Origin of the sequence: Pseudocolwellia sp. AS88 (assembly GCF_030551755.1) — a bacterium.
Taxonomy (GTDB): Bacteria; Pseudomonadota; Gammaproteobacteria; order Enterobacterales; family Alteromonadaceae; genus Pseudocolwellia.
Map to the genome: position 1 here is coordinate 1 of NZ_JAUPEC010000015.1, position 16,745 is coordinate 16,745.

Annotated in this window: 15 protein-coding genes; all 15 read right to left on the reverse strand. The window is 35.4% G+C overall.

Translation table 11 applies throughout. The features are described 5' to 3' along the window. Positions 1-264 precede the first annotated feature (264 nt). Positions 265-3,162, reverse strand: a complete 2,898-nt coding sequence (locus Q5N69_RS11535) for a dockerin type I domain-containing protein (protein WP_304369081.1) — start codon at positions 3,160-3,162, stop codon at positions 265-267. 579 nt (positions 3,163-3,741) lie between these two features. Further along, positions 3,742-4,359, reverse strand: a complete 618-nt coding sequence (locus Q5N69_RS11540; RefSeq protein WP_304369082.1) for a hypothetical protein — start codon at positions 4,357-4,359, stop codon at positions 3,742-3,744. A 98-nt stretch (positions 4,360-4,457) separates the two neighbouring features. Then, on the reverse strand, positions 4,458-4,601 hold the full coding sequence (locus tag Q5N69_RS11545) for a hypothetical protein (RefSeq protein WP_304369083.1): 144 nt from the start codon (positions 4,599-4,601) through the stop codon (positions 4,458-4,460). Positions 4,602-4,738: 137 nt separating this feature from the next. Beyond that, a complete protein-coding gene (locus tag Q5N69_RS11550) occupies positions 4,739-4,933 on the reverse strand; it encodes a hypothetical protein (RefSeq protein ID WP_304369084.1) in 195 nt (64 codons plus the stop codon). Positions 4,934-5,030: 97 nt separating this feature from the next. After that, a complete protein-coding gene (locus tag Q5N69_RS11555) occupies positions 5,031-5,879 on the reverse strand; it encodes a fumarylacetoacetate hydrolase family protein (RefSeq protein WP_304369085.1) in 849 nt (282 codons plus the stop codon). A gap of 58 nt (positions 5,880-5,937) precedes the next feature. Next, a complete protein-coding gene (locus Q5N69_RS11560; protein ID WP_304369086.1) occupies positions 5,938-6,276 on the reverse strand; it encodes an L-rhamnose mutarotase in 339 nt (112 codons plus the stop codon). Positions 6,277-6,288: 12 nt separating this feature from the next. After that, positions 6,289-7,668, reverse strand: coding sequence for an L-fucose:H+ symporter permease (gene fucP, locus Q5N69_RS11565; protein ID WP_304369088.1), 1,380 nt, complete (start codon positions 7,666-7,668; stop codon positions 6,289-6,291). Positions 7,669-7,737: 69 nt separating this feature from the next. Next, positions 7,738-8,514 (reverse strand): SDR family NAD(P)-dependent oxidoreductase, encoded by a 777-nt coding sequence (locus Q5N69_RS11570; protein ID WP_304369090.1) that lies wholly within the window; start codon positions 8,512-8,514, stop codon positions 7,738-7,740. A 66-nt stretch (positions 8,515-8,580) separates the two neighbouring features. Further along, positions 8,581-9,432 (reverse strand): amidohydrolase, encoded by an 852-nt coding sequence (locus tag Q5N69_RS11575; protein ID WP_304369091.1) that lies wholly within the window; start codon positions 9,430-9,432, stop codon positions 8,581-8,583. Between the two features lie 3 nt (positions 9,433-9,435). Beyond that, entirely contained in the window at positions 9,436-10,464 is a 1,029-nt protein-coding gene (locus tag Q5N69_RS11580; RefSeq protein WP_304369092.1) for an aldo/keto reductase, read from the reverse strand. Between the two features lie 13 nt (positions 10,465-10,477). Then, positions 10,478-11,671 (reverse strand): UxaA family hydrolase, encoded by a 1,194-nt coding sequence (locus Q5N69_RS11585; RefSeq protein WP_304369093.1) that lies wholly within the window; start codon positions 11,669-11,671, stop codon positions 10,478-10,480. Positions 11,672-11,673: 2 nt separating this feature from the next. Then, positions 11,674-11,973 carry a UxaA family hydrolase gene (locus tag Q5N69_RS11590; protein ID WP_304369094.1) on the reverse strand — a complete coding sequence of 100 codons (300 nt, stop codon included), beginning with the start codon at positions 11,971-11,973 and terminating at the stop codon, positions 11,674-11,676. 1,132 nt (positions 11,974-13,105) lie between these two features. Beyond that, the gene (locus Q5N69_RS11595) at positions 13,106-14,050 is read right to left on the reverse strand and encodes a hypothetical protein (protein ID WP_304369095.1); all 945 of its coding nucleotides are present in this window, start codon (positions 14,048-14,050) and stop codon (positions 13,106-13,108) included. After that, complete coding sequence (locus Q5N69_RS11600) at positions 14,050-15,294, reverse strand: ParA family protein (RefSeq protein WP_304369096.1); 1,245 nt, start codon at positions 15,292-15,294, stop codon at positions 14,050-14,052. The genes Q5N69_RS11595 and Q5N69_RS11600 overlap by 1 nt, the downstream gene beginning before the upstream one ends. A gap of 197 nt (positions 15,295-15,491) precedes the next feature. Continuing rightward, positions 15,492-16,172 carry a DUF2913 family protein gene (locus Q5N69_RS11605; protein ID WP_304369097.1) on the reverse strand — a complete coding sequence of 227 codons (681 nt, stop codon included), beginning with the start codon at positions 16,170-16,172 and terminating at the stop codon, positions 15,492-15,494. Positions 16,173-16,745 lie beyond the last annotated feature (573 nt).

The following is a 16,745-nucleotide window of genomic DNA, read 5'->3' on the forward strand; positions in this document are numbered from 1 at the left end:
TTAAAATATAAAACGCCCAATGAAGTACATCAGGCGTTTTAATTAAATGACTGTCAACCTATATTAGGACGGGTCATAATTTTAAAAGTGATGATTTTGGCAAAGGAACATTAGTTTTTCTTCCCTATGAGCCAACTTATTTAATATTTATTATTGAATTCTGAGGAAATACTAGAGATATATTTTGATTCAGAATATAAAAAATATTAACTAGCCTGCTTCAATATTTAACATTCAGTATATTGAAGCAGGTCAGATCACAATCTATTGGTTCCTAAATAGTTGATACCATAAACTATAATCTGCTCTAGAAATAGTACCATCATTATCTAAATCAGCTGTTGCCACGTAAGACGCGTCTCCATCTGAACTCCCTAAAGCGTCTCGTATTATCATCATATCCATTCTATCAATAGCACTGTCTCCATTTAAGTCACCTGTAGGGGCTGAAATAGTAGTAGGCTCTTCAATTATGAAATTGACACTAAAATTATTCACAGACCATTTATTTCTAGTGTTGTCTGTTGCATTACCAACACCAAGAGTTAACTCTGTCACAGCATCAAAACCACCATATGTTAAGCTTAGTCCGGCTGGTGTATCTGCCATTTTTTCTCCGTCGGTAGAATTACTAACACCATTAGCGGTTACTAAAATACGATCATGAGTTGACTGCCCATTGACGATCTCTACACTGTTGAATGACAACTCAGTAATATCAGTCTCTTTCAAATCTCCGCCATTAGCAGCAAAATTAACAATTCGAAGATTGGAAATCGAGTCAACAAATTCAGTATCACTTCCTTTAAATAAATAGTCATCACCTATACCCCAACTAGTATTTGTAGATACACCTCCTGAACTACCACTGGCAATATTTCCACCATCCATTGGGGTAGCATCAAAGGCAATTTGGAAGGTTGCCAATCCATCAGGTGCCGCTTGAACTCCAGAAATCATAGTCGCAATATTGTTTACACCATAATCAGTGTCAGGTGTTGCAAAAATTTGCGTGTTACCGCTGTAGGGATAAATACTCGGCTCACCGCCCACTACCAGCTTAACCCAGCGTTCAGTTGTACCTGATGCATCTATCGCTTGAATTCTGAATTGATATTCAGTATTTTCAGTTTCTGTTGGCGTGCCTTGCAGTAACCAAGTACCAATATTGGACTCGTCTTCCACAAGTGTTAACCAAGCAGGTGCGCCATCAGCAACATCTAATAAACGTAAAGTGACGGCATCTCCTTCAGGATCCCAAAAGTCCACACCTTCAACCAATTCACGAGAATAAGGTTGAGAAAAAATAGCATCAGGCAATGCGGTATCGGCACGAGCCCAATTAGGCGCACCAGGCTGTTGATATAAACTTAAATGATCATCCATCAAGGTTAACTGTGCAATTCCCCATTCGTTAACAACAAAATTTTCACTAACACCACTATTTTTAGCAACTAATGGTACGCCCCAACTAATTGCGCCACCGGCTTTGGTCGCTTCCAAGTTCCAAAGCTTAAACTCTTCATCAGTTAAGGCTGGTGTATTACCACCATTCCAGCTAGTGGTACTCATTGGTGGATCAAAATGACCAACAACTTTATCGTCCCAATCCCAATCATTGACTTCATTACCTATATGCACATTGCCATTGGTTTCTGTAATTTTTTGAATATGTGCATAGTTTCTGTCATATAAACCGTTGTCATGATTACCTATTACCCGACCGCCATTATATGGATGACCAAACATGTAATCATCATGACGGGTTGCTTCAGAAAATGGATTTAATGATTCGGTAATACGCTCTGGACCATTATTGAATGCAACAGCTGCATGAGAATTACCTGCACGAGCAGCATCGGCAAAAGCTTTAAAAATCAATTGATCATCAGGATTACCATTAGTTGATATATCGCCATAAGTCACCATAGTCTCGCCAGAATCAAACAACCAAGAATCGATTAGATCACCGTATCGCTCTGAATATACTTTAAGCACAAATTCAGCATAAGCGAACATATAAGGTCTATCAGGATATCCTTCTTTATAGTGATAAGTTTGACTATTTAAAAAAGCCTGTACCTCTGGATCAGTATCACAATGTTCTTTCCAACGTTCAGTTATATCAGGAAGCGAATCAGGATTCGGAATATCTTCCTCGCGCTCAAGCATATTAGAACTATTCACATACGCTTGAGTTTTCATGCCTGCGTTTTTGATAGATAATAACATTTCATAAAATGGGTCTGTAGCAGCTTCAGCTCTAGGCACAATAAGGTTGATAATATTACCATTTTCATCGGTATCTCCTTGCCAGAAGCTCTCAAGTAAATCATGGGGCGCAAGATGAACCGGAGAATAAATATAAGACTCACCAAGATGCACTTGAATATAATCTATTGTTTTTAGATCTTTTATTTGGTCAATAAAATAATCAATAACAACACCTTCAGCAACGCCGTTACCTAAAAGAGCAGGCTTCCAATTAATTCCCCAAGATCCCCGTAAAAAATATGCGCGATCTTCGGTCGCGATTCCATCAACAGTCACTTCAACGCTGTCAACAGACCATTTATTCGTTGTTTGATTTGAACTATCACCTGCTTCTAATCTAACAGACGTTATTGAAGGAATAACGCCCTCTAACAACTCTAAATTTATTGTTTCTGAATCAAGCGATAAATTGCCTAAATCATTACTAACCGTATTATTCGTTACAATTTTTACCGCATCTTTATTAGGGCTTTGTCCATTCACAAAAGTGATATGGGTGAAGGCTAAACCTTTAAAATCATCAACGGTTAAAGTCCCGCCATTAGCATTAAAATTAACAATACGTAAATTATCAATATCAGCATATTCTGTGTCACTCCCCTTAAACACAGCATCATCCCCTATTCCCCAACTAAAAGTAGTAGCAGCACCAGCAGAAGAACGACTTCTCACATTTTGTCCTGTAGGAGGTGTTACATCAAAAGCGACTTGGTATGTAGCGAGACCATCCTCTGCTGTTTGAACAGATGAATACATGGTAGCGACCGAATCATTACCATAATCAGTGCTCTCTGTAGCTTGTATTTGAATGGGAGTTACAGCAGCCATTACATTCGTTGTAAAAATGCATGCAAGTGCAATTGACGTTAATTTAAGACAGTTATTCATTTATCATCCTCGTTATTTTTATAATTGGATATTTAAATAATACACATCAAGCATGTGTTTTTAAATATAATAAACACAAATATAAAATTAACATTTAGATAAAAAAAATACAACTTATTAAAAAAAACACATACAAAAATGTATTAGCTATTATTCAACCTGATCTTGGGATAAGCGGATGGAGTCAATTAAAGTGATTATGTACTTATAACTATCTAAACTTTAAGTGTAAATTAAATTTACACTACACTTATCAACCCGAGCTCAGGTTATTTAATTAAACTTCCCATATTAAAAAAATAGATATTATTACTAATAATCATACTGAAAAAAGGTACTAACTAAATGTAAATTAACTCGTTTGAATCATTAAAAATTCATGTCTTTTGTGTTTGAATAAGTTTATTTAATCTGAGAGGAATATCTTAGAGAATTTGGAAGTGGGTTAATGGTATTAACAAATTAACACGTTCACTATCTAATTTAAGTAGGGATTAAAAGCTGGTAAGGGTGAAAAAAAATCATCACATAATTACAAAAAAACACTCGGCCATTCTATTTTTATCACATGTCCTAATATTACCCCCCCTTCTGAGCAATTCTTTTTTGTTCACAAGTAGCCGAATTTTCTTCTGAAACCTTCTCTAATTCTACCTCTGAAGGGATATGGTCAATAATGGGTTTATGTTCGGCTTTAATATCTTTAGCTAGATGGAATTTATTATTGTTTCTTTTTCTTTTATTTGTTTTTTCAGAATCCATCAAAATAATGAATACACCACCTCTAGGTTCAACACTAGTAACACTAGTTGTATGTATAGGGTTTTGTGATATTTGAACTCTACCGCTTTGTGTAGCTACTGCATGACCATACTTTGTAGTTGATCTAGAACAGCCGTCTGATCCCGAGTTACCCTTAATAAAGAACGCATCGTAACCCTGCTCTTCAGCTAAAATAGCAGCATGATATAAGGCCATGCTTTTTGCTTGTTTTCTTGTAGATACTTCATTTAATCTAGCTGTTATACGATATTCTTTTTCACTTATTTTTTCTTGGGTCACTCCCAAAGGAATTTCACGCCAGCTTAATCGATAATCTCTCTCAACGGATTTAGTTAAATGATAAGGTATTGGGGTTTGGCTGCAGGCACTTAAAAATAAACAAATAAGAAGTAATTTTATCGGAGATGATTTCATTTATAATATCCATTTTATTATTTAATGTATTATTCGACTCAGGTTTAAAAATTTCACAAGTTAGATGAATAATTAGGTGCGGAGATTAAAAAGCCAACTTATCTTCTCTGCTCACACTCTTTACTCGCTTCAGCTCGGTTAGACGAAGTAGAATGAATTAGGTTTATTTGCAAAGTGGTTAAAACAGGAGTGCGGTCAATATTGGTTTCAGTGGGTTTCCAGTTTCTTGTCTTCAACGCCACTATAACATATTCATCAAAAGGCCTTTCGGATATGATTTTTGAATTTTATAACTACTCATTTTCCCTTCTTCATTAATAGCAACTAAGACTCTAACACAACCTGACTGCGATTTTTTAGGTCTATTTCTGAAGTAAGTTTATCCGAATAGTTGAACTTTCCAATATTTATGGAATAGCATTTTTTGTTTATTTAAAGGTACCTTCTTTCCATCCTTGGTAGTTAAATCTAAATACTGACTAATGGGGATTAGGTTTTTGTTTTCAGGAGGCGTATTTGAAGAACAAGCCACCAAAAAAACACTTAAGAGTGTTAATAAAACGTGTTTGTTCATCCTTGGTTCCTTGTCATCCTGTTATTATAATTTTTTGATAACATTTAAGATAAATACATCTGTTAAAAGTGTTTAACAGATGTATTTCTAATTGGATTTACTTTTTGAAACGCTCAACATTTTGTTCTTGAGTACCTAGACCATCAATACCTAGTTTCATTACATCCCCTTCTTTCAAGTATTTAGGTGGATTAAAACCAAACCCAACACCAGGAGGTGTACCTGTACTAATAATATCGCCTGGTTGTAAGCTCATAAACTGGCTGATATATGAAACAAGGAATGGTACTTTATAAACCATAGTACGAGTATTTCCATCTTGTACACGCTCACCATTAACTTCTAACCATAAGCCTAATTCGTTATAGTCTTTAACTTCGTCGGTAGTGACTAAATATGGACCAATTGGACCAAAAGTGTCACACCCCTTACCTTTACACCATTGACCTTCTTTCTCTATTTGATATTCACGCTCAGATAGATCGTTAACTACACAGTAGCCAGCAACGTAATCTAACGCGTCTTCTTCTGATACATATCTAGCTTCTTTACCAATGATCACGCCTAGCTCAACTTCCCAATCAGACTTCTCAGATTTTGGCGGTAATAATACAGTATCATTTGGTCCGATAAGTGATGATGTAGCTTTCATAAACAATACAGGCTCTGATGGTACAGCCATACCAGATTCAGCCGCATGATCCGCATAATTTAAACCAACACAAATAAACTTACCAACACGTGCTATAGGTTGTCCAATACGAACACTACTATCAACAACAGGTAAAATACTTAAATCAAGAGCTGCTAACTTTTCAGCAGTACCATCGTTAAAAATATCACCATCAATATCGGCAACATGTGCTGATATATCTCGAATAACACCATCATTATCAAGTATTGCTGGTTTTTCTTGTCCTACGTTACCTACACGAAGTAATTTCATTTTTATATCCTATTTTTACTATTAATTTATTAAGATTTATTACACTAAATTGATCACACTAAAGTGTAAAAATATTTTCCATTAGTAACCATTTCTCATTACCTTTAGCCCATGGCAACTTTTGTTGAAATGTCCACATGAGTTCTTCCCAAGCAACTACTTTTTCGTTGTTCAAATCTGCTTTTTCTTTTGCAGCAAAAGAAAACTTTTCGTTAACATCCATAATCATGAATAAACGATTAGCGATTAGGTAAATCTCTAATTGCTCTATACCTGCACCTTTAATACTTTCGATTATTTCAGGCCAAACACCATCAGGGCGATGAAAGCGTTTATATTCAGCAATAAGTTCAGGGGTATCTTTTAGGTCTAAAGCAAAACAATGTCTAATGGTCACAGTATTTCCTTATTATTTAGGTAAGTGTTTTTGTGAACGTTTGCCATATGTAGCAATGACTACAAAACATAATAATACCCAAACAAATGAGAATTTTGTTGCTGAGAATGTATCAAAAACAACTTTCATATCAATAATTGACGCTTGTAACATAGGTAAGAAAGTACCACCTACAATCGCCATAATAAGACCAGCTGCACCTAATTTAGCATCATCACCAGTACCCGTTAACGCAATACCGTAAATGGTTGGGAACATTAACGACATACATGCTGAAATAGCAACTAACGAATAAACACCTGCAACTCCTTCTAAGAGAATGGTCCCTAATGTAAAGACCATACCGCCAAAAGCCAAGATCATAAGTAACTTACCAGGGTTAATATACTTCAGTAAGAATGTACAAATAAAACGACTTAAACAGAAAATGATCATAGCGTAAATGTTCAACGATTGAGATTTAGCTTCGGCTGCTTGCTCAGTCATACCTAAATTAACAAAAACCTCTGTACCGTAATGAATAATAAAGGTCCAACACATGATTTGAGCGCCAACATAAAACATTTGTGCAATAACACCTTCACGGTAATTTTGATTGGCAAATAAACGTTTAAATGTACCTTTGATATCTAAGCTTTCTGATTTTTCTTCTGTACGTGGCATTTTTTTAATAGCAATAATCACAAACATAACTAACACTACAACGCCAATAGCTAAGTACGGATTACGAATAACCTCAAGGTCGTTAGCGGTAATGGCAGAAAGTTGATTTAATGCTGTTGTAGAACCATCAGCTGCTAAGGCTCTTCGCTCGTCGTCTGAAGCTGGGTTAAGCTTTTGAATAATAAATTGTGTGGCAACAAACATACCTAATAACGAACCGACAGGGTTAAACGCTTGTGCTAAGTTTAATCGTTGTGTGGCTGTAGATGCTGGTCCCATAGACAATACATAAGGGTTTGCACTGGTTTCTAAGAATGAAAGTCCACAAGTCATTACAAAAAACGCAAACAAGAATGGGACAAATTCTTGTGCACTAGCTGCCGGTATAAATAACAAAGCTCCTAATGCATAAAAGGCGAGCCCCATAAGTAAGCCAGCTTTATACGTGAACTTTTTAATAAAAATTGCTGCAGGAATAGCCATAGCACCGTAGCCACCATAAAAAGCAACTTGTACCCATGTACCTTCAGCTGTTGTCATTTGAAGTACTTTGGAAAATGCTTTTACTAGAGGGTTAGTAATATCATTTGCAAAACCCCATAATGGAAAACATAACGTTATTAAAATAAATGAAACAAGATAAGCTTTAGGCACTACTGCTTCTGAAGTTGGCTTATTAACTCCTTGAGTAATTTCACTATCATCTATTGCTGTGTATGGCTTATTCATTTTTTGACCTTTTATAATTATATTTTTATTAATCAATTATTTTTTATAATCACCCCGAATAAAGCTTAATTAGTTATTTAATGTTACAAAACCACCGTCAACAGGGAAGTTACTACCTGTTATAAATGCTGCTTCGTCTGAACATAAATAAACAATTAAACCTGCGATTTCGTCTACTTTACCCATACGCCCTATTGGCTGAGATTTAGATAGTTTTTCAAACATTTCTTCTTTTTCGTTCGGGTAATTCTTTTCTAAGAAGTTATCAACAAATGGAGTATGAACACGACCTGGCGCAATACAGTTACAACGAATACCATCGCTAATATAATCTTTAGCTACTGAGTAGGTCATTGTTAGTACTGCACCTTTACTCATTGAATAAGCAAATCTATCGGCAATACCTACCGATGAAGCAACAGAAGCAAGGTTTAAAATAACACCTGACTTATTTTCTTTCATTGAACCAATAACTGCTTTCATCATGTTGTAGCAGCCTTTAACATTTACTTGGTAAATACGGTCTAAGTCTTCTTCTTCTGTTGTTTCCAAATTACCAATATGAGCAATACCCGCATTGTTAATTAATATATCTATTTTGTTTTCTTTTAATACACTTGCTACAACATCATTAACTTGTTGTGCATTACCAACATTACATTCGTAGACAGAAGCTGTTCCGCCATCCAATGTTATAGCTTTTTGGGTAGATTCAGCGCCTGCCATATCAAGATCCAAAATGACAACATGGGCGCCTTCACTTGCAAATCTGATTGCTGCTGTTTGCCCTATACCGCTTCCGCCGCCAGTAATAATCACTGTTTTTTTGTTAAATCGTTGAGTCATTTTCTTTCCTTATAAAGTAAATTTTTTCTTTGTGCTATGAACAGTAAATTAGACACGTTTTTATCGTTATAATTTATAAAAACGCTTAGCTGCTCCTGACCAAATACTCACTTGCTGTTGTCTTGTTAATTTTTCAATAAACGTTGAAGCAATATCAATCCAAGTAGCATAATCACTATTTATGTTTACTACGGGCCAATCACTTCCCCACATCAATTTATTAACACCAAAACACTTAAACAAATGAGCCATGTAAGGTTCTATGTCATTGTAAGTAGCGGTACTACCTGCTTCAGTAACTAAGCCTGATAGTTTACAAAAAACATTTGTGTTTTTAGCCAACTCTTCAATATCTTGCGCCCATTGACGGTTAACTGACTTGGCAATATCTACACCTAAGGCTTTTGATATTTCAGGTTTACCACCATGATCAATAACTACACGCAACTTTGGGTGACGTGTAAGTAATTCTTTTAAATTAGCTAAATGTTTAGGTAATACTAATGCATCAAAACTTAAATCATTATCTTCTAAAAACTTAAATACTGGAGTTAGTTCAGGTTTAAGCATCCAATCAACATTTTCAATATCTTGGATCATTGGTCTTATCCCTTTAAAATAAGGGTTTTCCATAAACCAAGATAATTGTTCAAAAACATTAGAGGATTCCATATCCACCCAACCAACAACACCTGAAATAAAGTTTTGTGTATAAGCATTTAAAAACATAAATTCAGTTTCAGCGACGGTATCAGCTGCTTGTACTAAAATTGTTTCACTTACATTAGCGTATGTAAGTTCATTTCTTATATCTACAGCCAAATAATCTCGATATAAGACGCCCAAGTCTTTGGTTAACCATGAATAATCTCCACGAGATAACTGCCAGAAATGATGATGGGAATCAATGCGTTTCACTAACTACCTCTCAATACCTGTAGGTACAGGAACATCAAGAGCTAATAAACCTGCATTTTGTAAAGCAAGCCAGAAATCTGACGGGATATTATGTTGCATTTGAGCGACGGTTGTTTCTACACGACTTACAGAGCTTAACCCAGGAATAACACTAACAACGGCAGGATGTGCTAAGGGAAATTGTAACGCTGCAGCCGCTAACGGCACGTTAAATTCTTGACAAATATCTTCGATTTTAGCCACTGTGTTAATTATTTCTTGGCTAGCTGGTTCGTAATTATAATTAGCAACAACACCTTCACGACGAACACCAGTGGCAAGAATGCCTGAATTATAAGGTCCACCAAGAATAATGGAGCTGTTCTCTTTTAAACAGCGCGGTAAAAATGTTTTAAGTGATTCTTGTTCTAGTAAGGTATAACGACCTGCTAATAAAAAGCAGTCAAAATATCCATGATCCATCGCTTGTTCGCATACTTCATATTCGTTTACGCCCAAACCTATTGCAGATACAAGACCTTGTGAGCGTAACTCGTCCATCGCTTTATAACCACCTTCCATCGCTATTTTAAAAAGCGCATCGTGATCATCGCCATGCGTAACTCGACCAATGTCATGCATGTATAATATGTCGATTTTTGACAAACCAAGGCGTTGAATACTGTGTTCGAATGAGCGCATTATGCCATCGTATGAATAATCATATTTAGGCTCAAATGGCATAGGTGAGCAAAAACCGTATTTATCTTCAGCCTTTTCACAAGGCTCTAATATTCTGCCAACTTTAGTTGAAAGAATATAATCGTTTTTATCATACTCTCTTAAACCATTACCAACTCTGCGTTCACTTAAACCAAAGCCATAATATGGAGCAGTATCAAATTGATTTAGTCCTAATTCCATAGCTTTAGCAATACTCGCTTCAGCAGCACCTTCAGGCATTTTATGATAAAGGTTACCAAACGTTGCTGCGCCAAAACCTAATTCACTTACTTGCAGTTTAGTTTTACCTATTTGTCTTTTTTTAAACATTATAACTACTCAACTATCGGGCTGTAGGCAAACATGAAGGGCCAATGCCTTCAAACTTTTTATAAGTTAAAACAAACTCTTGATGACCTAACTCTTCTGATTTAGATAGTTGACCTTGTGCTACTTTTGCAACAAGTTCATAAATCTCATCACCAACCTGTTGTACAGTCGCTTCGCCGTTAATTACTTTACCGGCATTAACATCCATATCATCAGATAAGTTTTCATAAGTTTCAGGATTGGCACAGACTTTAATTACTGGAGATATAGCCGACCCCACAACAGAACCACGTCCTGTTGTAAATAGAATCAGGTGAGAACCCGATGCGATCATTTCAACAATTTCAGCGTTATCCACAATATTGGGGAAACCAAACATTGGATCACCGTCTGGAACAACATCCATCAAATACAATCCACCTTGGCTTGGTATATCGCCTGGTTTTATTAAACCATGTATTTTAGAACTACCAGATTTTGCGTAAGCTCCCATGGACTTTTCTTCTTGAGTGGTTAATCCACCTTCTGCATTACCTGGGGCAAAACTACCGTAGCCCATTCGAGTATAATATTGTTCAGCTTTTTCAACCGACTTCATTATTTCTTCACCAAGCTCTGGTGTTATAGCTCTTTCGGCCATAATTTGTTCACAACCAATAAGCTCACCAGTTTCTTCAAAAATACAAATAGCATCTAGTGCGACTAATTTATCAAAACAATGACCTACAGCTGGGTTTGCGCCAATACCACTTGTTCCGTCTGAACCACCACAGATAGTACCAACAACGAGTTCACTCATATCCATTGGTACTAATTCAAATTGCTCTGCTGCAGAAACAAGCTTTTCGACGCTCGCAATACCGGCTTCGATGGTTTTCTTAGTTCCACCTGACTTTTGAATAACTAAGGTATCAACCGAACGTCCACTAGCTTCAATAACATTCGACAATTGTTCGCGGTTAAACCCTTCACAACCTAAAGAGACAATTAATACGCCTGCCACATTAGGATGAGTACAAAGTCCTTCCATTATTTTTAATGAATATTCGTTAGGATAACAGCCGGGAAAACCAATCAACTGTACATCGTCACTAATCGATTTATTAACTATAGATCGAGCAACATGGTGTGCACATTCAACAAGGTAAGTAACAAGCACCACATTCCGGATACCTTTACGACCATCTGCTCTCAAGTAGCCTTTCATTATTATTCTCCTGATCTTTTTTGACGAGTATGGCTCGCTATATAATCACTTTTCATATTATGCATATGAATATGTTCTCCAAAGACAATATCTTTAGTTGCCGAGCCAATAGACACACCATATTTAATTATTTTTTCACCTTTAGCTACTTTCCTCCGGGCTATTTTATGACCGACTGTGATATCAGCTGTCATAACAGCATCGCTCCCTTCCAGGCCTGTTGATTCACCTGTAAGTAACTGTTTACAACATACAAAAACATTATCCACATCATTCAATAATACAAAGTGTCTATTAATCATTTTAACATCCTACCTAAAATCTATTTATGGCCACTACAAGTTGCGTGTTGTATTTCTGCAAGCCCAATAAGCACTAAAACAAAAACTAAGTTGAGTTTTCACATCAGCTTTAATATAACTTTAATTTAACCATCAATAATAAGTTTCGTCAATAATTTTATGTCTTTTTATATTTAAAAAAACATCTATAAGTATTTTAAAGAATATACTTAACTTTGAGGGATATTTTAAATCATTGTTATTATTACACTTTAAAAATTAAAAAATTAAATAGATGTTTTTTACACCAACGGATGCAGGTATTTTAAATAACAAAATGCAAAAATATATAAACATAAAGTTACTCCAATTAACATTGCATGTTGTTGTTTAGTAAATTCTACAGCGACACATTAAGCAGACTTATTTATTACTATAAAATAACTTTTCTAATGAATATCAGTGAAGAAAGGGCGGGGAGGGAGAAATAATTTCAAGTTTGGTGTAGCGTCAGCGTTTTTTCATGGATTTAATAATTGAAATGATGATAGCTGTACACTAAAAAACAACAATCGTGACATCACTTTAGCTAAAATTCGAGCGTTGTTATTTTTGAACAATAACAGATATTCTAATAAATGAGATTAATACCAATAAATAACAAAAAACTTTTTCTTTTCCTCCATTTTATTCTTAACACAGATAACAATATTGAAATCGTTACCGTACTTTCACACATTAGTATTTATTCCTAATGTTTTAAACACACCGAGTATTAATATTTTTATCATTAAGATCGGTGAATCAAACTTTGTTATCTTTATGATTGATAGCGCTAAGGTAAATGACCCTGCCAATAGTTAAGGGGAATGTTTTATCTTGGTAATATCGATCCTTCTATCATTGAAAAATTGGTATTTATTATGGCCGTTTTTCCTCTATTTATGGAAAGGATATACTTTCAGGGGTCATAAGTATTACAACGTAAAGGTGATAGCGGATGAACTTGCTATTGTTAGTATCCAATTAGGCATTAATAATATGTTAGCTGGAATGTTTCATCTAAATTTGAAATGGAGGTATTATATTAAAAGTTAGCCTAAGGACTTATTTTTAGGCCTTTAGCTAACTCATTATGATTTTAATGAAATCTTTACTGCGAAAGCAACTTAGCGATATCATTGATTGTTTCTTCATCAATTGATGCTGGTAGTTTTATTGAAAGAACCCCCTTATCTGACATTGAAGTTACAACACCTTTTTTTAATTTTATATAACTAAAAGGGTTATCTTTAACCACAGGCTTGTTGTCTGTCGTTTTAACGGCAGCCATTATACTTTTAATTTTATCTTCAAGCTTTTTAACGCCAGCTTTAGCACCATCATCATCAATAGCGACAACTTCAGGTAATGCCTCCAGCACATCGTTAATTTCAACATCGCTTAATGACTCTGTATATTTTGAGAACTTAAGGGCCAACGTTAACGAAGCGTCATTTAGAGATGGGTATTTATTAAAATAAGCTTCTGGTAACTTCATCACATCTTTGGCGTTCTGTGCGGTACCTCTTGAAACGTCAAATAAGCTAGCTAACTCTCTGACCGTATAAGTCTCATCTGTTTCTGATAAAAACTCTTTGATCGTAAGTGATAAATCTATTGTCGTAGGTTCACGGTATTTATCGGCTCTTGATACGATAACAGCTTCATCTTCTGGATGTACATATTCAGTCAACCACACGGCCAGCTGAGCACCTTCGACCGCCCTTACCGCATAAGATCTGCGAAGACCTTCCATAATAACCATATCATCTAATGTGCCATAAGCTTTACATGGATGGTCATTCTTCTTAGCAAGCTTTATGCTGGGTAAAATATCCGAAATAGCGCGTAAATTGAGATGTTTTTCATTTCGCTTATTCAGTTTCGATTTTTTTACCGCACCTTCAACTTTTTCAGCAGGAATATGCACAAGCTTATATTTTATAGGCTCTTTTCCTGTTGGAGAATCTTGAGTATAAAACTGGGCTTTTGATAATTTATTAACTGGCTTACTTCTATTAGAGATGTAACCAGGTTTAATCTCTGTATCTGGCATTATAAGCTCCCATTATTCGATTGGTGCTCAACTAAGCCTAAGATTGCCGTTAGCTCTCTTGTAAAAGCCTCTATACTCGTTTGGGCATCTTGCAACGGCTTATCAGGACAAAGTTTTTCAACTTTTCTTATATCAAGAACAGTACAATAATTTTTCGCTGCAGATTCAAAAGCAATAGAACTTAAACTATCATTTGCCATCATTAAACTACCAAGACCAAGATCAGTTCTTATCGTATTGGCAATTTGAGAATCTTTAAGCGGATTAAAATTAGTGATAGCTACTTTTAACCATTTGATGTTCTCACCCTGATTTGGCAAGTTTTTCTTAATTTGTGCAGGAAGGTTTCTTAAAAATGCACTTGTTGATGACCAATCAAGTTGGTGCGGTGTTACAGGTACTAACATTCCATTACAAGCATATTGTGCTGACCAAACCAATGGATTAATTTGAGGTCCAGTATCGATAATAATACAGTCGTAGTCTTCTCTGATCACATCAATGATTTTTTCTTTAAGGTATTTAACATGGTTAAACTCCCCCGTTTCTGCATAGCTCATCCAAGCATTAGAACTAAAACGCTCATCATCAGTAAAAGCCGGTAATATGTGAAGATTAGGTATATGAGATTCTTGTATAGAGGATTTAAGTATATCTTCATGAGAATGGCCGGATTCAATATATTCTGAATATACGCCCTCTTCTTCATCACCAAGCATAATATCAACTGCTGATAATAAATCTGTATCACTCTCTATTTGCGGCGCTAGAAAGTTTCTTAAAGATCCCTGCGGATCTAAATCGATAATTAATGTTCTCATTCTATTATGCAGAGGTAAGGCTAAAGCCGCTGAAACACTGACGCTCAAAGTCGATTTTCCGGTGCCACCTTTTTGGTTCTGCACGTTTATTACGTGCGTATAGTTATGAGAATCAGACCATTTAGGTATTTCCATGTAGTCCATTATTGCGTGCATTTGACTAAGCGAGAATAACTTTTTAGGCTTCTCTACAATAACAGGCTCAATAAGGCCCTTCTCAAGCATTTCTTCGTAATATTTTTTAAATGTATTGGCAACCACTCCACAAGCTTTGGCAGCTTCATTTTGAGTGAGCGTATGATTTCTAACAATCCTTTCAATACCGCCTTTTTGCCTATCCCTGCAAACTTGTTCGAATCTAGAGATAGAACTTTCCTGTAACTTCAACGATACAGCTTCTAAATCTTCCAATACATTACTCATAACCATTTTCTCATCTCATCTAATATCGTACACATAATACACTTGATTGCACACTTTGCAACACACTAATGCACTTTTTGTGCATCAATCATAAAAAAACATAATTAATCTAATATCATCTAATAACGCACTATTAGCATCACGGTGCATTTCCAGTAAATATTCTTCAGTATTAGACGATCAGTTTTTATAGAAAGTTAGATATATTGCGAAGGGATTTTTATATCTAAGCCCAAGTCACATCTGTTATTTGGGTGTATCTGGTAATTTGCATTTTGCTTACCATCATAACTACCTTCGTTGAATAAAAATAAGACGAATCCCACGGAATAGAATGTATCTATAATCTCTTGCGAGTCAGAATGTATGAATAAGTTTATAGGTTTGATGATTTCGCCTTGTTCAAATACATCAAAAAACTCATAGCAAAGTGTGAAAACCTCCTTTTCATGCTTTGGTATATAACGACCACTTGTTCTTGGGTCATGCTCAAGAGGAAGAGATACATTCCAACCCAATTGACGTATTTTTTCTATACAATTTTCAAATCGCTCTTCTGCAGACTCTTCATAAGCGATATACCTCACCCTTAATGCGCGATAGTCGTTTAAAATTCCTCTTAACTTTTGGCCTAAGCTAATAGAAGGGCCGTTCTTATCATACGTCCTGATCAATGAGTCTAATTCATCATTAATTAAACGTGGGGATTCACGCTTCTTAAACTTACTTTTAAGCCATTTTGCAAGGAACAATGTTTCACTTCTACTTCCCTTTTTATGCTTCCCATCAATACGAGCCAATTCACAAACGATTAATGCATTAACAATAAAGTCATTAAAAGAAGTCACTGATGCATATTCTTTATCAATACTTTCCATCTAAAACTACTTACCTTTGTAATTTACTTGTATATATTTTGGCAGTAGAACAGTAGAATCGTAAAAGATTAATCCCGATCACTTGGATTTATTTCTTGACCGCATAAAAGCACCGCTTTTTTTAGACGTAAAGCTAAGTACTTAATTTTAGTAATATAGCTAAGTGATCGTCTAATACTATGGTTTTTTGTTTTGCCAATATGGGCGATACATTCCATATTTTGAGTGACTTTAGAAAAGTGATCGTCTAATACGGAAGTTTCCAATACTCTAAAACGCTTAAATATCAAAATAAATTAGCCTTAATTTGCTAAGTGATCGTCCAATGCGGAAGGTTATTATTACGAATAAACAACTATTTACGCGTTTTTTGGAAGACCTAAGGGGGAGTTTTAAAAAGTAAAGATCTTAAAAAGTGATCGTCCAATACTGAATAAGGCGCTACAGGCCAGTAAAAACGTTCGAGATATATAAAAATTTTAGTTCTACTTTAGATCCTAAGTGCTATTTGGATCGTTTAATTAGAGCAACCTTTAGAATTAGAGATCACTTTGTTGATAACCTGTTCGTAAG